The sequence below is a fragment of the Lacinutrix jangbogonensis genome (assembly GCF_000797445.1).
Classification (GTDB): Bacteria; Bacteroidota; Bacteroidia; order Flavobacteriales; family Flavobacteriaceae; genus Lacinutrix; species Lacinutrix jangbogonensis.
This window is the reverse complement of record NZ_JSWF01000018.1, coordinates 1-18,625: the sequence shown is the minus strand read 5'-3', so window position 1 is coordinate 18,625 and position 18,625 is coordinate 1. Positions and strand designations below refer to the sequence as shown.

General features: G+C 30.9%; 22 protein-coding genes. 16 read left to right on the top strand and 6 right to left on the bottom strand.

All coding sequences use genetic code 11. The features are described 5' to 3' along the window. The first annotated feature begins 25 nt into the window (after positions 1 to 25). The 5 genes from RH82_RS03855 to RH82_RS03835 are packed head-to-tail and all read left to right on the top strand — an operon-like array spanning position 26 to position 5,239. Positions 26 to 1,033: a glycosyltransferase family 2 protein gene (locus RH82_RS03855; protein ID WP_034058244.1), complete on the top strand. Its 1,008-nt coding sequence runs from the start codon at positions 26 to 28 to the stop codon at positions 1,031 to 1,033. 51 nt (positions 1,034 to 1,084) lie between these two features. After that, positions 1,085 to 3,013: a vWA domain-containing protein gene (locus tag RH82_RS03850; RefSeq protein ID WP_034058242.1), complete on the top strand. Its 1,929-nt coding sequence runs from the start codon at positions 1,085 to 1,087 to the stop codon at positions 3,011 to 3,013. Then, positions 3,010 to 4,260 carry a dihydroorotase gene (locus RH82_RS03845; RefSeq protein WP_034058239.1) on the top strand — a complete coding sequence of 417 codons (1,251 nt, stop codon included), beginning with the start codon at positions 3,010 to 3,012 and terminating at the stop codon, positions 4,258 to 4,260. Before RH82_RS03850 ends, RH82_RS03845 begins: the two co-directional genes overlap by 4 nt. 2 nt (positions 4,261 to 4,262) lie before the next feature. Then, complete coding sequence (locus tag RH82_RS03840) at positions 4,263 to 4,592, top strand: hypothetical protein (protein WP_034058237.1); 330 nt, start codon at positions 4,263 to 4,265, stop codon at positions 4,590 to 4,592. After that, entirely contained in the window at positions 4,592 to 5,239 is a 648-nt protein-coding gene (locus RH82_RS03835) for an alpha/beta hydrolase (protein WP_034058234.1), read from the top strand. Before RH82_RS03840 ends, RH82_RS03835 begins: the two co-directional genes overlap by 1 nt. Positions 5,240 to 5,650: 411 nt before the next feature. Here RH82_RS03835 and RH82_RS03830 read toward each other — a convergent pair whose 3' ends face one another. Beyond that, positions 5,651 to 6,154, bottom strand: a complete 504-nt coding sequence (locus RH82_RS03830) for a hypothetical protein (RefSeq protein ID WP_052158199.1) — start codon at positions 6,152 to 6,154, stop codon at positions 5,651 to 5,653. Between the two features lie 34 nt (positions 6,155 to 6,188). After that, positions 6,189 to 6,959, bottom strand: a complete 771-nt coding sequence (locus tag RH82_RS03825) for an MBL fold metallo-hydrolase (protein ID WP_034058229.1) — start codon at positions 6,957 to 6,959, stop codon at positions 6,189 to 6,191. A gap of 92 nt (positions 6,960 to 7,051) precedes the next feature. Between RH82_RS03825 and RH82_RS03820 the strand changes: the two genes are divergently transcribed. The 8 genes from RH82_RS03820 to RH82_RS03790 all read left to right on the top strand — a co-directional run bounded on the left by RH82_RS03820 (position 7,052) and on the right by RH82_RS03790 (position 14,044). Further along, positions 7,052 to 8,503, top strand: a complete 1,452-nt coding sequence (locus RH82_RS03820) for a hypothetical protein (RefSeq protein ID WP_034058227.1) — start codon at positions 7,052 to 7,054, stop codon at positions 8,501 to 8,503. 835 nt (positions 8,504 to 9,338) lie between these two features. Then, entirely contained in the window at positions 9,339 to 10,382 is a 1,044-nt protein-coding gene (locus RH82_RS03815) for an adenylate/guanylate cyclase domain-containing protein (RefSeq protein ID WP_052158198.1), read from the top strand. A gap of 367 nt (positions 10,383 to 10,749) precedes the next feature. Continuing rightward, complete coding sequence (locus RH82_RS03810; RefSeq protein ID WP_034058224.1) at positions 10,750 to 11,049, top strand: DUF695 domain-containing protein; 300 nt, start codon at positions 10,750 to 10,752, stop codon at positions 11,047 to 11,049. Further along, a complete protein-coding gene (locus tag RH82_RS19205) occupies positions 11,012 to 11,188 on the top strand; it encodes a ribonuclease E inhibitor RraB (protein ID WP_081979178.1) in 177 nt (58 codons plus the stop codon). Before RH82_RS03810 ends, RH82_RS19205 begins: the two co-directional genes overlap by 38 nt. Before the next feature lie 302 nt (positions 11,189 to 11,490). Then, positions 11,491 to 12,033, top strand: coding sequence for a DUF4377 domain-containing protein (locus tag RH82_RS03805; RefSeq protein WP_081979177.1), 543 nt, complete (start codon positions 11,491 to 11,493; stop codon positions 12,031 to 12,033). A 213-nt stretch (positions 12,034 to 12,246) separates the two neighbouring features. Further along, positions 12,247 to 12,633: a DUF2306 domain-containing protein gene (locus RH82_RS03800; RefSeq protein ID WP_034058211.1), complete on the top strand. Its 387-nt coding sequence runs from the start codon at positions 12,247 to 12,249 to the stop codon at positions 12,631 to 12,633. A gap of 84 nt (positions 12,634 to 12,717) precedes the next feature. Further along, positions 12,718 to 12,888, top strand: a complete 171-nt coding sequence (locus tag RH82_RS18325) for a Lacal_2735 family protein (protein WP_034058209.1) — start codon at positions 12,718 to 12,720, stop codon at positions 12,886 to 12,888. A 40-nt stretch (positions 12,889 to 12,928) separates the two neighbouring features. Continuing rightward, positions 12,929 to 14,044 carry an SDR family oxidoreductase gene (locus RH82_RS03790; protein ID WP_034058207.1) on the top strand — a complete coding sequence of 372 codons (1,116 nt, stop codon included), beginning with the start codon at positions 12,929 to 12,931 and terminating at the stop codon, positions 14,042 to 14,044. Here RH82_RS03790 and RH82_RS03785 read toward each other — a convergent pair. Both RH82_RS03785 and RH82_RS03780 read right to left on the bottom strand, forming a co-directional pair. Then, positions 14,041 to 14,823 carry an alpha/beta fold hydrolase gene (locus RH82_RS03785; protein WP_034058204.1) on the bottom strand — a complete coding sequence of 261 codons (783 nt, stop codon included), beginning with the start codon at positions 14,821 to 14,823 and terminating at the stop codon, positions 14,041 to 14,043. The two genes, RH82_RS03790 and RH82_RS03785, sit on opposite strands and share 4 nt — an antisense overlap. 9 nt (positions 14,824 to 14,832) lie before the next feature. After that, a complete protein-coding gene (locus RH82_RS03780; RefSeq protein WP_034058202.1) occupies positions 14,833 to 15,972 on the bottom strand; it encodes a cysteine desulfurase family protein in 1,140 nt (379 codons plus the stop codon). A gap of 167 nt (positions 15,973 to 16,139) precedes the next feature. Between RH82_RS03780 and RH82_RS03775 the strand changes: the two genes are divergently transcribed. Then, entirely contained in the window at positions 16,140 to 17,054 is a 915-nt protein-coding gene (locus RH82_RS03775; protein WP_034058200.1) for a hypothetical protein, read from the top strand. Between the two features lie 12 nt (positions 17,055 to 17,066). Here RH82_RS03775 and RH82_RS03770 read toward each other — a convergent pair whose 3' ends face one another. Both RH82_RS03770 and RH82_RS03765 read right to left on the bottom strand, forming a co-directional pair. Beyond that, positions 17,067 to 17,630 (bottom strand): Smr/MutS family protein, encoded by a 564-nt coding sequence (locus RH82_RS03770; protein WP_034058197.1) that lies wholly within the window; start codon positions 17,628 to 17,630, stop codon positions 17,067 to 17,069. Further along, positions 17,627 to 17,830 (bottom strand): hypothetical protein, encoded by a 204-nt coding sequence (locus tag RH82_RS03765; protein WP_052158197.1) that lies wholly within the window; start codon positions 17,828 to 17,830, stop codon positions 17,627 to 17,629. The genes RH82_RS03770 and RH82_RS03765 overlap by 4 nt, the downstream gene beginning before the upstream one ends. Positions 17,831 to 17,977: 147 nt before the next feature. Between RH82_RS03765 and RH82_RS03760 the strand changes: the two genes are divergently transcribed. Together RH82_RS03760 and RH82_RS03755 are read left to right on the top strand one after the other, a co-directional pair. Continuing rightward, positions 17,978 to 18,265: a DUF2752 domain-containing protein gene (locus RH82_RS03760; protein WP_034058194.1), complete on the top strand. Its 288-nt coding sequence runs from the start codon at positions 17,978 to 17,980 to the stop codon at positions 18,263 to 18,265. 12 nt (positions 18,266 to 18,277) lie between these two features. After that, a complete protein-coding gene (locus RH82_RS03755) occupies positions 18,278 to 18,601 on the top strand; it encodes a CCC motif membrane protein (RefSeq protein WP_034058193.1) in 324 nt (107 codons plus the stop codon). The last annotated feature ends 24 nt before the right edge of the window (positions 18,602 to 18,625 follow it).

The following is an 18,625-nucleotide window of genomic DNA, read 5'->3' as shown; positions in this document are numbered from 1 at the left end:
GGTTACAGATTATTATATTGCAACCATGCAAAATCCATTAATTAGCATATTAATTCCTTTTAAAAACACACAGGTATTTCTTAGTGAATGCTTAGATTCTATAATTAATCAAACCTATTCTAATTGGGAATTACTAATTATAGACGATAACTCAACGGATAGCAGTTATAAATTAGTAGAAAATTATGCTAAAAAGGATAAACGAATTACTCTTTATAAAAATGAAGGCTCCGGAATTATTGATGCCCTAAAATTAGCATTTTCAAAATCCAAAGGTGATTACATTACTAGAATGGATAGTGATGATATTATGCCAAACATTAAACTTGAAACACTACTTAATAATTTACAACTACACGGAAAAAACCACATAGCAACCGGCTTGGTTAGTTATTTTTCTGCGGAAGGCATAAGCGATGGCTACAGAAAATACGAGCAATGGTTAAACAGTTTAACTACAAATGGAATTAATTATTCTGAAATATATAAAGAGTGTGTTATTCCATCACCTTGTTGGATGATTAATCGAGAAGATTTGTTAACCATTGATGCCTTTAATCCAACACGCTACCCAGAGGACTACGATTTAACCTTTAGGTTTTATGAAGCTAATTACAAAGTAATCCCTAGTGATAAAATCCTTCATTTATGGAGAGATTATGGTACAAGAGCGTCTAGAACGGATGCTAATTATGCCGAAAACAGTTTTTTAGACATTAAACTACACTATTTCCTAAAAATAGAATACAACAACTCCAGACCTTTAGTTATTTGGGGAGCAGGAAAAAAAGGAAAAACAATAGCTAAAAAGCTCATTGCTTTAAATATTCCATTTCAATGGATTTGCGATAATCCTAAAAAAATAGGAAAACATATTTATGACGTAGAAATGAAACCATTTAACGATTTGGAGACTATAGAACACTCACAGACTATTGTAAGTGTTGCAAATAAAGACGAACAAGTCCTTATTAGAAGCTACTTTTCTAAATTAAATAAAGAATCGATGCTTGATTATTTTTTCTTCTGTTAAAGCTTCTCATACTTGAGTATTATTTTTATATTTGCCTAATCAAAATTAGCAATGCAGTTTAAACACCCAGAACTTCTTTACGCGTTATTCTTACTGCTAATCCCAATTATTGTTCACTTATTTCAGTTACGTAAATTCCAAAAGGAAGCGTTTACTAATGTCGCCTTTCTAAAGAAAGTGTCGCTACAAACACGAAAAAGTGCTCAAATAAAAAAGTGGCTTACTTTATTAACCAGAATGGGTATTCTTGCAGCAATTGTTATTGCATTTGCGCAGCCATTTACTTCAAAAACTAAAACGTTTAATACTAAATCTGAAACTGTTATTTATCTCGATAACTCTTTTAGTATGCAAGTAAAAGGTGCTAAAGGCGAATTGCTTAAACGCGCTGTAAGCGACATTATTAGTACTATTCCTGACGATGAAACCATCTCACTTATTACAAATGATAATAGCTTTAGAAATACGACTATAAAAGCCATTACCAACGATTTGTTACAACTTAACTATTCTACAAATCAATTACCATATGAAGCTGCTTTACTAAAAAGTAAAAAGTACTTTTCTAAAAACAGTAACACGATTAAAAATGTAGTTTTTATAAGTGATTTTCAGCAAAAGGACACCAATTTTAAAGCTGGAAATGACAAGAACACGACTCTTAATTTGGTACAATTAAAACCTGTAAATAAGAATAACGTTAGTATAGACAGTTTATACATTTCTAAAAGAACATCAAGCAATATAGAATTAACTGTTAATCTTAAAAATAACGGAAGCAATCTTAATAACCTTCCAGTGTCTTTATATAATAATGGTAATTTATTGACTAAATCCTCGGTTAAAATAACAGATAAAGCAACAGCTGTATTTACCTTACCAGCAAACGAAAGTATTGATGGAAAAGTGTCTATCGATGATGTTAATCTTCAGTTTGATAATACGTTATATTTTAACATAAATAACAACTCACAAATAAACGTTTTGGCTATTAATGAAACTAGCGATGCTTTCTTAAAAAGCATCTACACTGCCAACGAATTTAGTTATAAATCAACAGCTTTCAATCAGTTAAATTACAGTGATATTACGAGTCAAAATCTTATTATATTAAACGAATTAAACCAGATTCCTAGCTCGCTAACAACAGCTCTAAAGTCCTTTACAACTAATGGTGGTGTTTTAATTGTTATTCCATCAGAAAATATTGATATCCAAGACTATAACAACATACTTCTAAACTATAACTTCAATCCTTTTTCTGCGCTTTCTAAAACTGAAAAACGCTTAACAACTATTAATTATTCGCATCCATTGTATAGTGATGGTGTATTCGAGAAACAGATCTCTAATTTTCAATATCCCAAGATAAAATCTTACTATCCTCAAAACTTAGCAAATGCTTCTGCTGTGCTTCAATTTGAAGACGGCAAACCATTTTTATCAGAAAACAATAATGCCTTTGTATTTACTTCAGCTTTAAACAGAAAAAACTCGAGTTTTCAAGATATTAATCTTATTGTGCCAACCTTTTATAACATCTCGAAACGCAGCTTACAATTGTCTAACTTGTATTATACTATAGGTAAAGAAAACACTTACGATGTGGTTACAGATTTACAACAAGATGCTGTCTTAACATTGGTTAATGATAACGCCAATGTTATTCCACAACAACAATATTTTAATAATAAAGTAGCTATTACAACTTCTGAAACTCCAGAAAAAGCCGGAATTTATAATATCAAAAATAAGTCCGAAATTATAGAAAATGTCAGCTATAATTATAATAGAAATGAAAGCAGCTTGGTATATCAAAATTTTTCAAATCTTGATAATGTAACGGTTAGCAATTCTATTTCTGAGGTCTTTAACACCATAAAAAAGGACAATAAAGTAAACGCCCTATGGAAATGGTTTGTTATTTTAGCGTTAATACTTTTAGTTTTTGAAATGCTCATCTTAAAATATTTTAAATGAACGTACTTATAAAATCTGCAACAATACTTGATTCTAAGAGTGATTTTCATAACACTACCCAAGACCTTTTAATTGAAAAAGGTAAGATTTCTAAAATCGCTCAAAACATTAAAAACACTAACAATTACAAAGAAATAAACCTTGAGAATTTGCATATCTCGCAAGGTTGGTTCGATAGTAGTGTCTGTTTTGGAGAACCAGGTTTTGAAGATCGAGAAACTATAGAAAACGGATTAAAAACTGCTGCAAAATCGGGGTTTACAAGCGTTGCCATGCAAACCAACACTTATCCAATTATCGATACAAACTCTGCCATCGCTTTTATAAATATGAAAGCTCAAAACAATGCTGTTACCTTATTACCAATTGGAGCACTAACTAAAAATAGCGCGAGTGTTGATTTAGCAGAACTGTACGATATGAAAACAGCTGGTGCAGTTGCGTTTTCAGATTATAAAAAACCGATTACAAACCCTAATCTTTTAAAAATTGCTTTGCAGTACGCTAGCAATTTCGATGGTTTAGTGTGCTCTTTTCCTCAAGAAAATAGAATTTCTGGTCAAGGCGTAATGAACGAGAATATAACAAGTACAAGCTTAGGATTAAAAGGAAATCCTAGTCTAGCTGAAGCACTACAAGTCGCTAGAGATTTGTATTTATTAGAATATACTGGTGGAAAATTACATATCCCAACACTCTCTACAGCAGAATCTGTAGATTTAATAAGAAGCGCTAAAAAGAAAAAATTAAACGTTACCTGTAGTGTTGCAATACACAACTTGTGCCTTACAGATAGCGAATTAGAAGATTTTGACACCCATTTTAAAGTGCTTCCGCCTCTAAGAATACAAAGCGATATCGATGCTTTAATTGAAGGCGTAAAAGATGGTACAATAGATATGGTTACAAGCGACCATAATCCTGTAACTATAGAAGATAAAAAAGTAGAATTCGATTTTGCCTATTATGGAACCATAGGGCTTGAAAGCGCTTTTGGAGCTTTACAAACCCTATTTTCAACAAAAAAAACGATACAATTATTAACTAAGGGAAAAGCCAGATTTAATGTTGAACATACTATTATAGCTATAGGAAACAAGGCCGATTTAGCGCTTTTTAATCCAGATACAAAGTATACTTTTACAACAAAAAACATACACTCAAAATCTAAAAACAGTCTGTTTTTAAATAAAGAGTTAAAAGGCAAAGTTTATGGTGTAATTGCAAACAATAAAACTGTTTTATAGAAATGAATAAAAACACCATCGAAGAAGGGAAAACACTTGCCATAATAAGTTACATAACGTTTATAGGCACTTTTGTAGCTGTTTTTATGAATTTTGAGAGAAAAAATTCTTTTACAAATTTTCACATTCGACAAATGATAGGCTTAATAATTATGCTAATTTTATCTAATGTTGTTGAAAAATACGTTAATAGTATGTTTGGTAGCATTCTATGGCTTGTTACATTTGCAAGTTGGTTATATGCTATAATTTTTGCAGTAAAAGGTGAAACAAAATTAATTCCTGTTGTTGGTGAAAAATTTCAACAATGGTTTAAAGACTTAGGTAACTAATGGCAGATTTATCTTTGTATCACGTTGTTCGCGAATCGTCTTTAATAGAGAATGCTCCCCTTCTTATTTTGCTTCATGGTTACGGTAGTGATGAAAACGATTTGTTTTCTTTTGCTAGTGAATTGCCTGAAGAATTATTTATTATTTCGGTTAGAGCGCCTTATGGTATGCAACCTTATGGAAATGCTTGGTATGCCATTAATTTTGATGCAGAAAAAGGTAAATGGAGTGATAATGAGGAAGCTATTAAATCTCGCGATTTAATAGCCACATTTATAGATGAAGCTCTTGCTAATTACTCTGTAAATAAAGACAATGTTTCGCTTTTAGGGTTTAGTCAAGGCACTATTTTGAGTTATGCAGTAGCACTCTCCTATCCAGAAAAAATTAATAATGTAATTGCTTTAAGTGGTTATATTAACGAAGATTTATTTAAAACGCAACCAGAGAACAACTACAAACATTTAAACTTTTATTGCTCTCATGGCTCTGTAGACCAAGTTATTCCTGTAGATTGGGCTAGAAAAACGCCAGAATTTCTTTCCAAGTTAAACATTAAGCACCACTATTCAGAATTTCCTGTAGGGCATGGTGTTGCACCACAAAACTTTTATGAACTTAAGAATTGGTTAATTAAATTGCTTTAAGTTATTTACTTTCTATTTTTTTAGTTTTAAATTTTAACTATTCGATTTGATAATCATTTTTGTCTATTAAGCCTCAGTTTACAATATATTAGGTCGTAATAATCCAAATTCTGTATTTTTCCAAAATAATGATGGTAAAATTCAAGTTTTTAAAACATCATATTTTCTATTCCTGTTCCAACAATTACTTATAAATTTAAATTTTAACCATGAAGAGCCTAAAACTCACATATCATTATCTCATAATTTTAGGATTACTAGTTCGTTTTAGTTGCCGACAGAAATCGCGCTTCAAACACTTATACAACCTATACTAGTAACGATAAAGGCACATATAAAATTACTGTAGAAGGCTATAATATAAATGGAGAATACACAATAACTACTGCTTATCTTAATGTGAAATAATGACTAGTGAATAGGTTTCAATAAAGATTCCGAAACTCTAAAATTAAGTTCTCCTTCCTCGTTTAGAGAATAAGCCACTAGCATTTCTCCCCAAAGTTGTCCATCAGTAAAATCGGCAATAATCCATTTGTGATTTAAAACTCTAATAGAGTTTATTAAAATTTTAGTATTTGTTGTAGAAACATAAGGCACTAGCGGATGTTGCTCGCCTTCATACTCGTTTTGTGAATACAAGGCATCTTTAACGGTAACCATAAGTTTGTCTACATCGTAACCTTGATTTAAAAAATAATCGTAAGAATAATCATCATAATCAAAACTAAATTGAGACAAATTGTAAATATCATCCTTTAAGGTTAAAATTGAATCTTGGTATTTTTGTATTTGCTTTTTAGAAGTAGACGCTTTTTGATTACTATCATCAAATATTTTTTTAGAATTCATAAACTGAAATAATAACAGTAAAACAGAAAATATAAACAGATACATAAAAATGCGATTCTTCATAATGCGTAAGTTGTTAAGTCGTTTGAAATTTAATTTATGGATTTGGAATATCTATTGTAAGTTCATCGTACGCTAAAAAAACGTTCTCAGGAAGTTTTTGTTGTACTGTATCATGAAAACCTAAATAGTGACTAATATGTGTTAAATAAGCGCGTTTAGGCTTTAATTCTTTAATTATTGCTAATGCTTGAGCGAGGTTAAAATGTGAAATATGTTCTTTTTCGCGTAAAGCATTAAGTACTAAAACATCCAAATTTAAAAGCTTTCGTTTTTCGGATTCAGCAATCGTTTTCATATCTGTTAAGTAAGCAAAATTGCCAAATCTATAACCAAAAACAGGAAGCTTATAATGGAGTCCTTCAACAGGAGTAATCTCTAATCCATTAATAGTAAATGGTTTATTTACTATTTCATTTTCTATTAAATTTGGAACACCAGGATACTTTTCTTCTTTTGTAAAAATATATTCAAAACGCTGTTGCAACTGTTCTAAAACACGCTGATGAGCATAAATATTTATATCTCCTTGTTTAAAAAAAAACGGACGAATATCATCTAGCCCAGCGGTATGGTCTGCATGTTCATGCGTAAATATAAAAGCATCAATTTTTTCTGGATTGGCACGCAGCATTTGCTGTCTAAAATCTGGACCACAATCTACGACAAAAGTATAGTCTTGCCATTCCACCATAATAGAAACACGTAAGCGTTTATCTTTAGAATTAGCACTTAAACATACAGGATGCGTGCTACCAATTACTGGTATGCCTTGTGATGTTCCTGTGCCTAAAAATGTAATTTTCACTGTTGCTATTATTTATCACAAAAATAAGTTATTTTTTTATTTGCTATACTTATTTGATACCTTTGTAAGTAAGACAAAACAACGCCTCAACTATGGAAATTAAACTAAAAGGAGACAAAGATATAGAAAGTATTCCTTCGCTAAAAGATAAAGCACTTCGTATAAATTTAAACGAAAATATTTACGGTACTTTTTCCGAAATTGGTGCAGGTCAAGAAACTGTACGTCAGTTTTTTAGAGCAGGTGGAGGTTCTGGAACCATAGCCAAAGCAATGTCTGCTTACGATAAGGATTTTAGTGATGCCATTTATGGTATTGAAAAAGATAAGCGCTACGTTACCGAAGATCGTTTGCGTAAAATGCTAGATCATGAAATAAATTTAATCGAGCAACGTATTACCAGAGACAAGCATCCTCATAAAATGTTTTTTAGTTATGCTAATACTGTGGCCACTATAGATTTTGCTAAAAAGTACAAAGGACACGGTTGGATTGGTATTAAATATCAAGTAGATGCAGAACAAGAGTATAACGAAATTGTTTTACATATTCGTTTTAAAGAAACCGATGCACGTTTACAACAAGAAACCTTAGGTAAATTAGGAACAAACCTTATTTATGGCGCGTTTTATAAGTATAATGAACCCAGAAAATTATTACGCTATTTATACGACCATCTGGACAAAGATCAATTAGAAATCGATACTATTAATTTCTCTGGTCCTGTTTTTGCAAATGTAGATAACCGTTTAATGAGCTTGCAATTGGTAAAAAATGGTATGACCGATGCTGTAATGTTCGCACCAGACGGAAACAACGTTTTACCGGCAAGAGTGCTTTACAAGCGTAACATATTAACGCTTCGTGGAAGTTTTAGACCTGTTACCAAAGTAAATATGGATATGTACAAAAAATCTTTAGACATGTTCTTAAAAGAAAATAAAGTAGATGAAGAAAAAACACAAGTTGTTTTTGAAATCACACTTTCAAATCTACGAGCAGAAGGAGAAATAGACGAGCAAGATTTTATGGATCGTGCTAAGCTGTTATGCTCTTTAGGTCAAACCGTATTAATTTCTAATTTCCAAGAATACTACAAACTTGTAGAATACTTCTCGCAATACTCTAAAGCAAGAATGGGCTTAGCAATGGGCGTGAATAATTTAATAGATATTTTCGATGAGAAATACTACAGACAATTAAGTGGTGGTATTTTAGAAGCCTTTGGTAAACTCTTTTTTAAAGATTTACGTGTGTATTTATATCCAATGGAAAATGAAGATGGTACTATAACTACAAGTGACAATTTAAAAGTGCATCCACGTATGAAAGAACTTTATAAGTTCTTTAAATACAATGGTAAAGTGGTAGATATTGCAGACTACGATCCAGCTACTCTTAATATATTCTCTAGAAAAGTATTAAGTATGATTAATAAAGGTGAAGACGGCTGGCAAAACATGCTACCAGAAGGTGTAAGCAAATTAATTATGGAGAAAAGCTTGTTTGGTTGCGAAACTGAAGAAGTGACTAATAGAAAGTAAAAGGCATCTTATCAGGCTAATTTTACGGGATATTGTTAAGAAAAGCAATTTAAGATAATTGATGACCAAGCAGAAATGCTAAATTGATTAACTCGGAGAACTGAAAAGTCTAAAAATATGACTTCGTAATATACCGACAGACCTTTTCGCGGAATAATAATCGGAAACGAATTCAAAATAATCTATTCAACTATCTGAGAGAAGGTTCTTTGTGTTATGACAGGAAAAATTAACTCTAAAAATGGATACGTGAAAGTCGAAATCCACAAAGTTTTTAGAATTTTTATGAGTATAATTCTTTGCTTTCCTGTAGTCGGAACTTCAGTTACAATCTTAACTAAATCGGAAGGGTTTTTGCCTATTTTTATTTTAGTAGTTGTTTTGTAAATGCTAATGCTAAGATATGTTTTTATCGCACCTGCTTTTAAGTTTTTATCAATAACAAGTCTGAATAGATTGCGTGATGACTTATATTTTGAATGGATAAAAAACTAAGTACAACAAAGAATATAATTTATTGCTAGTCCTCGCCTACTTATAAAAACCGTGCTGTTTTTCTATTCAGTTTATATTTATTAAATGGGTTACTTAAACGGGCAACAAGCCATGTATAAACGTTTTAAAGCAATAAAGAAAAACCGCAACTAGAAATTAAAACCCATAAAAACATATTTGGAATTATGAATAATGGGATTCTATCATTTTTATATCTTTAGCACACCAAAACAAAACGTAAACATTCTCTAAATAAAAATGTAATAATAAATGTCATTATTTATCTACGTAAACTACTAATCACTAAACAATTAATTAATAGCCACAAAAAGAGAACGCAATGAAGTTCAAGAATAAACGCAGATGGAAAATTATTCAGCAATATAGTATTGGGTGGACTCTAGCGTTAATATTTTTCAGTATTGTAAGAGGAGAAGGAACTAAAGAGTTAGGTTCTGTTCAATTTGAATTTTGGGAATCAATAATCACAATCTTTATTTCTGGACCAATTATAGGATTTATCTCGGGCTATGCACAAATATTAACAGAGGAGCATAGTTATAAAAGAATATCCTTTCAAAAATTATTGGCACTAAGATTAGTTTATGTTATCCTATTTCTAGTGTCAATCATTTCATTAGGCTATGCCGTTTATGGAGAGAATATATCATTTATAGGATTTGCTTTTGAACCTGGTAGTTTTGCAATCTATTTATACATAGTATCTGTAGATATTTTTATGTTTGGTCTAAGGCAAGTAAACTTATTTCTTGGGAGCAACAATTTCTGGAAACTTTTACGTGGTAAGTTCTATACTCCTAGTGAGGAAGAACGCATTTTTATGTTCATTGATCTCCAGTCTTCAACGAAACATGCCGAAGATTTAGGTCACATTGAATACAGCAAAATGATTCAAGACTGCTTCAACGATTTAGGCATTGTAGTAGAAAATGAAGCAGAAATTTATCAATATGTAGGTGATGAAGTAATCTTGACATGGAAACTTCAAGATGGACTAAGAGATGAAAACTGCCTCAATGCATATTTCAATTTTAAAGAGCGACTGGATAGCCGAATGGAATATTACCTAAAGAATTACAATTGTATCCCACATTTTAAAGCTGGTATGAATGCCGGTATTGTTACGGTGGCCGAAGTAGGCAAATTCAAAAAAGAAATTGCATACCATGGAGACACAATAAATACAGCTGCTAGAATTCAAGGTAAATGCAATGAACTTAAACAAGATCTGTTAATTTCTGGTCGTTTAAAAAAAGAACTAAATAATACAAATTTTGTTTTTGATAAACTTGGCAGAATAGAACTTAAAGGAAAAGAAAGCCAAACACTTCTTTATGCAGTGCATAAAACAAAAAATAAATAATTGCGCCTTTAATTTATTGCTAGTCCTGGCCTGCTTATAAAAACCGTACCGTTTTTATATTCAGTTTAGATTTATTAAATTAGTTATTTAACAACTCAATAAACCATATACACAAACGTTCTGGTTAATACTCCGCTCCGCTCGCATTAACCAGAACCCGACTAGGGCTTCGCCAAAGTTATTGTTGACTGCTTGCTTCCCTGCGCACTAAACAAGAACTCTTGGTTATAAGTTATTTCGACCTTACGGTTATTTCTACCTTACAGATATTTACAATATCTTACAGGCGAAAACAACTCATAATCCTCGCCGGGTTACCCACAATTTGAAAAAACATCGTCACAAAATATTAACCATCATTTTATTCATGGGATTTTTAAGTAAAATATTCGGACAATCCGAGCCGAAAAACGAATATCAACCAGATTGGACATTTTACTTCTCGAATGTAAATGACAAATTAAGTTCTATTGCCACCGATTTGAATTTGACTATTGTTGCACCAATAAAAGAACAAGAAAACGTTGTCTATATTTCAATCAAAATGCCAAATCAGAAAGACAATGGTTTGTCAAGTAGCGCAGATGCTGACGAATTATGGAAAATTCAGGATGAAATAATAAGCAGATTTGACAAAAACCAAAGAAAAAATAGAACAACCGAATGAATACAAATTTGTTATTTCAGTATCACGAATTGACAAAGTTAGTTATGACGAAATAGATGAATATACATTGGAATTGTGGCAAAAAGCATCTGACTTGAATGGAGATTATGATGGTTGGGAGACATCAATTGAGGAATAAAAACTGTGGGTAATACCGTATACCATTTATTGCTAGTTCTAGCCTACTTGCGAAAATATTCCTGGATTTTCTATTCGGTTTTTATTTACTGAATTAGGTGCTTAAAACACGTAACAAACCATATGTAATAACGTTCTGGTTAATACTGACTCGTCCTGAAACAAGGCTACATAATTTTAAAAATTATGTACAGAAATGACAAAGTAATTAGACATTACAGTGAACCTTTCAAAATAGAAAACTATAATAACCTGACATTGTTAGACATTTACGAAAAGCAATTATTCTAAAAATAACAAAATATGAATTATATAATAATTATACTTTTTACTTTTATCTCAATGTCCTTAAATGGGCAAACCACTACAAATAAAAACGTAATTATCGATCCTTATTTATCCTTTCAAAATTATGAGCATTTCAAAAGATTAACGTTTAGCTCCCCAGATTCATCAATCGAATACTTAGATCGTTTTGAATTTGCTTGGGGTTACAGATATAAATTAAGTGTTAAGCGGACAGCATTAAAGCAACCACTATCTGATGGAACAACATTTGATTATTCATTAAATAAAGTTGTATCAAAAACAAAGATGCCAGATTCAACTCAATTTAAATTATATCTCGATCCCAATAGATACTATACTAATTTAGATCCTGGAAATGAAGAAATGAATGTAACATTAAAACCGATTGGAAATAATACATTCTTGTATTTTGATAAAGTCGAAATTGAAGTGCCCGAAAATTTAACAAAGAAGTTTGATTTCATCTTAAAAGGAAACGCAACAATGGGAACGTTCATATTCATTAATGATAAACGAATCAAACTTATTCATTTATAAAAAAAATAAAAGCTTCACTAACCACAAATCATAACCTAAAAGAATATTATTTAACTGCTTAAAGTTAATAGGTATTGAAAGACCAACAGTTAAAAATTAAGATATCTTGTCTTTAAAACACATTTCGTCACCTAAAAATAACAACTCATACTTTTATAAATTGACTTCAATTATAAATTACACATATTTGAATATGCAATTAAACCACTAACTATGTCTTACGAAACATTAATGTTCATTCATTTATTTACAGTGCTTCCTGCTTTTGTACTTGGAACTGTTAGTCTTATTTTAAAAAAAGGAACGCCATTACACAAAACCTTGGGAAGAATATATATGGCTCTTATGCTATTTACGGCATTTGTAACGCTTTTTATGCCCGCTGGAGTTGGCCCAACCGTTTTTAATCATTTTGGATGGATTCACCTCTTTAGCTTTTTAACTATTTATACTGTTCCCACTGCATACATCGCAATTAAAAAAGGAAATATTACAGTGCATAAACGCAAGATGATACTACTCTATTTTGGAGCACTAATTATTGCTGGAGGTTTTACTTTTATGCCAGGACGTTATCTGCATTCTGTATTCTTTAGATAGATAATTTTATTATAAGAACCGTTTTAACAAAACCTTAAAAGTAAATGAGATACTAGTTTTTATCTTTGTAAAAAAAATAAAACTATGTTTGGAATATTTAAAAAGAAAAGTAAACTCGATAAACTACAAGACGCTTATAAAAGCCTGCTAGAACAATCTTACAAGCTATCGACTACTAACAGAAGTGAAAGCGATAAAAAACAAGCAGAAGCACAAAAGATTTTAGAACAAATAGAAGTCTTACAACAACAGTAATTATAGTATATTCGTGCCTAATTTATATTAATTACAAACTATGAATTGTCTGCTTACTGGAGGAACTGGAATTGTTGGAAGTCATGTAATATTCGATTGGCTTAAACAAGTCATTTCTAATAATACTCAAGAGCACCTTTATGTTGTAATTAGAGATAAAAGTATTACTGCAAAAGAACGCTTATTAAAGGTTTTAAATAATAGTACTAAGCCTGACTACCTAAAAGATATTAGTGTAGAAAAGTGTCTGGAAAGAATTACAGTAATTGCAGAAGACCTTGTTAATATAAAAAAAGACACGCTTAAAGCCTATAATTTTTCTACAATAATACATTGTGCAGGTTCTACTAATTTATCTCACGCTACAAATTCTAAAACAGTAGTACATGAGCAAAACTATATTGCAACACAACAGCTTTTGGAAAATCTTCCGGAATCTGTCAACAGGTTTATTTATATAAGTACGGCCTACTCTTTTGGTATCCAGAATGAAGTGGTAAACGATACTATTTCAAAATATAACGTCGATAGTTTTAGAAACCCTTACGAGCAATCTAAATACGAAACTGAACAATATGTAATACAAAAATGCAAGGCTATTAATATTGCTTCGCAAATTTTAAGACCTAGTATTATTTGTGGTCGATTACTAGATAAGCCGTTTTTTGAAACACCAAAATTCGATGTATTTTACTCTTGGCCAATGTTTTTAGATAAATATTCTAAGAAGTTTACGAATGCTTTTAGAATATGGATTGATAAAGAAAGCGGACTCAATATCGTGCCAGTCGATTTTGTATCAAAAGCCATTTTATATGCCGTAGATCATCCAGAAATTAAAGAGCTAAATATCGTAAATCCAAAACAAGTTTTGCATAAGGATTACGTTGGTAAAGTGTTGGAATCTTTTCAAATAAACAATTATGAGTATATAGACAAAATGCCATTAGACCTTAATAGCTTCGAAGCGATTTATTATAAAACGATTGGGCAGTTGTTTAAAAACTATATTTCTATTCCAGATCTGCAATTCGATGCCAAACGTATTAAAGACATTATCAATCAATTAAAATTAGAAACAACACTTGGTGTGCACGATAATTTTATGAATCTGATTAATTTCTCAGTAGAAAAAAAATTCAGACAAAGTTATTAAGCTAATTCATTAATAAACTTAATAGCCTGAATGTTAAATGTTTCTGGTTGCTCTACATTTACAACGTGTCCACAATTTTCAATGACTAACAGCGTCGATTTTATATGTTTAGCTACTATATTTTTTATAGACGGTAAAAATAAATGGTCTTGTTCGCCCATAACATATAAAGTTGGTATTTTTATGTCTTTAGCTCTAAAGAAACGTAATAATGGGTTTATTTCCGAAGTGAGTTTAAACCAACGTAAAAACTCTTTTTGGTACAGTTTTTTTGCTTCATTGACAAACAATAAACGTGACTTTTTATGATTTTTACGTGGCATAATAATAAATGCAAAAAACTTATAAAGTAACATATAAGGCACTACCGATTTAAATACAACACCAAGTTTAATAAGTACTTGCGAGCGGAAATTTAATTTCATAATGGCGCCACCCATAATCATGCTTTGCACGCGTTCTGGATGATTTTCGGCAAGATTTCTTATTAAAATAGTACCTAAGGAAATACCTATAAAATGGGATTTTTGAATCTTTAAATGGTCTATAACCTCTACAATATCATTGGTAATAGAATCGAAAGTATATTTAGAATTAAAAGCATCTTTTAAAGCTGGTTTAGAATTACCATGACCTCTTAAATCTAGAACTAATACGTTAAACTGTGCACCAAAACTTCTTACTTGCTTAAACCAAATAGACGAACTTCCTCCTGCTCCATGAACAAAAGTCACCCATTCGGTAGCTGTTTTATGTAAATAAGTAGTGTAGTTTAACATATAGCAAAATTACATAAAGTCTTTTAAAACATCTACAACATAATCAATTTCTGTTGTTGTATTGTATTTACAAAATGAAAATCTAAGTGAAGGCTTCTGCATATCCTCATAACATAAAATCTGTGATAATACATGAGAACCTTTAGCACTACCACTTTGGCAAGCACTTCCTTTAGAGCAAGCGATTCCTTTTAAGTCCAATTGAAACAATAATATTGGTGCTTTTTCTGGTGCAATTGGTAAACATACATTAACAAGAGTATAGGTGCTTTTTTCAAAATTTGCCGAACTTCCATTAAAACTCGCTTCTGGAAAGGCTTCGATTATAGATTTAATAAAATATTTTTTTAATGAAGTGATATAAGCACGTTCTTCAGTTAAATTAGCATATGATATTTTTAACGCTTCCTCTAAACCAACAATATTGTGTACAGCTTCTGTTCCTGCTCTTGCTCCTCGCTCCTGCTCTCCTCCAAAAATTAAAGGTTTAATACCCGAATTTTTTCTAACAAAAGCAAAACCTACACCTTTTGGACCATGAAATTTATGTGCGCTAACTGCCAAAAAATCAATAGATATATCTTGCAAATCTAATTCGTAATGCCCTACAGATTGTACAGTATCACTATGAAATAGAGCGTTATTTGCTTTGCATAATTCGCCTACACGTTTAATATCTAAAATGTTTCCTATTTCATTATTTACATGCATTAAGCTCACCAATTTCTTTTTTGGCGATTGTAATAATGCTTCAAGATGTGTATAGTCTATTTGTCCTTCTTCATCTAAATCTACAAACTTAACAGTTATACCATATTCGCGTTCTAATTGATTTACAGTGTAAATAACTGCATGATGCTCAATACGTGAAGTGATTATAGTCTTTACTCCTAAATCTCTAACAGAACTACGCAAGGCAAGATTATCTGCTTCTGTTCCTCCAGAAGTAAATATAATTTCGGAAGCCGAACAATTAAGTTGTTTTGCAACTGTTTTTCTTGCATTTTCAACCATAGACTTGGATGAACGTCCATAACTATGTGTTGAAGAGGCATTACCATAACACTCTTGCATAACAGTTGTCATTTTCTCAACAATTTCTGATCTTATTTGCGTTGTTGCTGCACTATCAAAATATACTTGCTTCATTTTTTGGGAAAACTTTAATATTTATTGCTAATCCTTTGTTATCACTATATTGCAAAAGGAAAAACAAGTGTTTCTAGCTGTCAAAAATAAGTCAAATAAAATTAATTACCATAAGCTATGGTATCATTTACGTAATTCTGTTATTTTTGCTGTATAATCTACTATATATGAGAATTATTTTTTCTTTTTTAACTCTAGCTTTTCTTTTTACAAGTTGTAATGATGGTGATATTATTACAACAGCATTAGAATTTGAAGAGACGTTTAATACTGTCGACTGTGGCGATTTAATATGCTACAAAATAAAAACAGATCCAGCAGAATCGCTTTCAGTTGTTATCAATACAACGCTAGTAGAATTAATTGCAACAGAATTTGATGCTACCAACCCTTTACTGGTAAACTTAATTAATAATAATCCTGCGTTTACTAATAATGATAATCAATTTAATTATAGAACTTATAATAATGAAATTAATAGCGACGTTTTTTGCAGTGTAATACCACCTTCAAACTTAAGTGTAACCAATGATTATAATTCTAATGTAAACGCCATTTTTGCAATAGTGTTAACCGAAGACGATAACGACGGCATTCCTGCTGAATTAGAAGACATAGATGGTGATGGTGATTTAGAAAACGATGATACAGATGGTGATGGTTTGCCAAATTATATAGATGCAGATGATGATGGTGATAATGTATTAACAGCAAGCGAAATGCCAAATTACACTGTAGAATTATTACTTACCGAAGCTTTAGATACAGATGGTGATGGTATTCCAAATTATCTTGACACGGATGATGACAACGATTTGATACTCACTATCAATGAAGAAGGCACTACACAAGATCAAAACCCTGCAAACGATATAGAAAATAATACTGTAGGAGCAGATTATTTAAATGTAGATGTAGTAAATAACATTCCTGCAACTGCTTTTAGATTACATCCCATTTCACAAAGTTTTCAATTATCACTAAATCTAACAAATATTGTTTTACCAATATTAATTCAAGATACTTTAGATTTTGGAACGTTAACAACTACAACTTCAAGATCTGTAACACCAGCATTTTAACACCTAAAATAGTTAATCGTGTGGATCAATATTTTGATAGATATAAACCTCTGTTGCGCCTTGACCGTATTTTTTGTAATCGGCATCATAAAACTTTAAGTTGTTATAGCGCTTAAATAAATATTCTAATTCTAGCTTTAAAGTACCTTCTCCTACGCCATGAATAAATACAATTTTCTGTATTTTCTTTTGCATGGCAAATTCTAATTTATGCTTTGCTGTTTCAAGCTGAATTAATTTTTTATCATGACTCCCTAAATGTCTTTCAGATTTCACTAAATGATGAATGTGCAAATCGACTTCCATAGTTGGTTGAAAGCGTTCTTTTGGTTTTACTCTTGGGAGTGTTCTTTTTTTATTTGATTCTTTTTCTGAAAGTACTTGATTTATACTTTTACTTCTAAAAGCTCCTTTTCTAAGACTATCACCTTGCTTTTTTACAATTTCATGAGCCCTAAAAGACAACTCAAAACCATCTTCGTCCTCAATAGTTATTTCAGAACCTACTATTCTAATAATGTTACCAGAGAGTGCTTCATCCAAAACATATACAAAATCACCTATATTAAAACTCATTCTTCTTCGTCCTTAATTTCATAATCATTTCTTGGAGGTTTGCTAGACAACGATGCATTTAAAATATACAAACCAGACATTAACGTAAAAATACCTAATATCAAAAGCAGAATACTCTGCTTTTCATTTGCATTAGCATAAATAGCAATACTCCCTCCTAGTAAAATAAGTAAATAACTTATGGTATTTTTGTGTTTCATTTTATCTAATAAATGGCTAAGATAATTATTTTCAATAGACAGTTATACCAAATAAACTTTAAAACTCATTTGCTATTAGTCTAAAAAGCTATTGATCTTGCTAACTAAAAGCAGCTTTTTTTGTAGATATTTTTTACATTTGCTTTAATGTTACTATTTCAAGAACAATACATGCTACCTTGTCTAAACAAAAAATTGTTTGGCTTTGAATGTATGGGTTGTGGTTTACAACGTGGTATTAGCTTATTATTTCAAGGTGAATTTATAGCTGCTTTTAAAATGTATCCAGCTATTTATGCACTTATACCATTAGCTATTGTTATAATAACCTCACTTTTTTATAAATTTAAGTCTATTAATAAAATTATTAATGGATTAGCAATAGCTTCCGTTTTAATTATTATTATTAGTTTTACAGTCAAGAAATTAATTTAAACAATCCAACTTATGAAGAAAAAACTCAACCCAACTGTAGTTTATGTATTATCAATTGTAGGTCTTTTATGCTGCTGTTTTGGAGGCTTAGGTATTTTACTATCTGCTCCTGCTTATTTTATAGCTGGAAACAAAATTAAAGATGCACAACTAAACCCTGATGCTTATGAAGGAGAAACCAAACCTATGGAAACTGCTAAACTTGTAGCAATGATTATTATGATTATTAACGTTCTGTATTTAATCTACACTATCTATCAAATTTCAACAATTGGTTGGGATGAAATGAATAGAACATGGCAAGAAGCTATAGAACAAGCTCAACAAGCACAATAATTTACAACAATAAATATAAAAAAA

Bases quoted from the DNA above. Each gene is read 5' to 3' on its own strand.
- RH82_RS03855 (WP_034058244.1), top strand. From the start codon at position 26: ATGCAAAATCCATTAATTAGCATATTAATTCCTTTTAAAAACACACAG.
- RH82_RS03850 (WP_034058242.1), top strand. From the start codon at position 1,085: ATGCAGTTTAAACACCCAGAACTTCTTTACGCGTTATTCTTACTGCTA.
- RH82_RS03845 (WP_034058239.1), top strand. From the start codon at position 3,010: ATGAACGTACTTATAAAATCTGCAACAATACTTGATTCTAAGAGTGAT.
- RH82_RS03840 (WP_034058237.1), top strand. From the start codon at position 4,263: ATGAATAAAAACACCATCGAAGAAGGGAAAACACTTGCCATAATAAGT.
- RH82_RS03835 (WP_034058234.1), top strand. From the start codon at position 4,592: ATGGCAGATTTATCTTTGTATCACGTTGTTCGCGAATCGTCTTTAATA.
- RH82_RS03830 (WP_052158199.1), bottom strand. From the start codon at position 6,154: ATGAAGAATCGCATTTTTATGTATCTGTTTATATTTTCTGTTTTACTG.
- RH82_RS03820 (WP_034058227.1), top strand. From the start codon at position 7,052: ATGGAAATTAAACTAAAAGGAGACAAAGATATAGAAAGTATTCCTTCG.
- RH82_RS03815 (WP_052158198.1), top strand. From the start codon at position 9,339: ATGAAGTTCAAGAATAAACGCAGATGGAAAATTATTCAGCAATATAGT.
- RH82_RS03810 (WP_034058224.1), top strand. From the start codon at position 10,750: ATGGGATTTTTAAGTAAAATATTCGGACAATCCGAGCCGAAAAACGAA.
- RH82_RS03805 (WP_081979177.1), top strand. From the start codon at position 11,491: ATGAATTATATAATAATTATACTTTTTACTTTTATCTCAATGTCCTTA.
- RH82_RS03800 (WP_034058211.1), top strand. From the start codon at position 12,247: ATGTCTTACGAAACATTAATGTTCATTCATTTATTTACAGTGCTTCCT.
- RH82_RS18325 (WP_034058209.1), top strand. From the start codon at position 12,718: ATGTTTGGAATATTTAAAAAGAAAAGTAAACTCGATAAACTACAAGAC.
- RH82_RS03790 (WP_034058207.1), top strand. From the start codon at position 12,929: ATGAATTGTCTGCTTACTGGAGGAACTGGAATTGTTGGAAGTCATGTA.
- RH82_RS03785 (WP_034058204.1), bottom strand. From the start codon at position 14,823: ATGTTAAACTACACTACTTATTTACATAAAACAGCTACCGAATGGGTG.
- RH82_RS03780 (WP_034058202.1), bottom strand. From the start codon at position 15,972: ATGAAGCAAGTATATTTTGATAGTGCAGCAACAACGCAAATAAGATCA.
- RH82_RS03775 (WP_034058200.1), top strand. From the start codon at position 16,140: ATGAGAATTATTTTTTCTTTTTTAACTCTAGCTTTTCTTTTTACAAGT.
- RH82_RS03770 (WP_034058197.1), bottom strand. From the start codon at position 17,630: ATGAGTTTTAATATAGGTGATTTTGTATATGTTTTGGATGAAGCACTC.
- RH82_RS03765 (WP_052158197.1), bottom strand. From the start codon at position 17,830: ATGAAACACAAAAATACCATAAGTTATTTACTTATTTTACTAGGAGGG.
- RH82_RS03760 (WP_034058194.1), top strand. From the start codon at position 17,978: ATGTTACTATTTCAAGAACAATACATGCTACCTTGTCTAAACAAAAAA.
- RH82_RS03755 (WP_034058193.1), top strand. From the start codon at position 18,278: ATGAAGAAAAAACTCAACCCAACTGTAGTTTATGTATTATCAATTGTA.